Source organism: Siphonobacter sp. BAB-5405, assembly GCF_002872335.1.
Taxonomy (GTDB): domain Bacteria; phylum Bacteroidota; class Bacteroidia; order Cytophagales; family Spirosomataceae; genus Siphonobacter.
In genome coordinates, this window is sequence record NZ_NJAG01000232.1 from 1 (window position 1) to 318 (window position 318).

The following is a 318-nucleotide window of genomic DNA, read 5'->3' on the forward strand; positions in this document are numbered from 1 at the left end:
ATGGAGGAAAAGCCATGTTCCTCATCGATCAGGCTTTCACAACCATTAACATTGGTTTGACTCACGTAATAAGTGGTCGTGCCTGGCGTGGAAGTAGGTGGCGTAGGTGCTGCGACTGAACCGGTTCCACCCGTAGCAGCGGTATAGTACTTGAGGTTCGTACCGCTAGCCGTCAATGGGCTAGCCGGAACACCTTGACAGTACGCTACATTCTGAACACCGGGGGCGTTAGGTTGCGGGTTAACCGTGATCTGTTGGGAGGCACAGGAACCAGCGGTTACGCAACCACCCTCGCCCCGTACGTAATAAGTCGTCGTT

1 protein-coding gene is annotated in these 318 nt (G+C 54.1%); it reads right to left on the bottom strand.

The window, feature by feature from the left end; translation table 11 throughout:
* Positions 1-318: hypothetical protein (locus BWI97_RS27990; RefSeq protein WP_158242907.1), on the bottom strand; the 318-nt coding region annotated here is incomplete at both ends.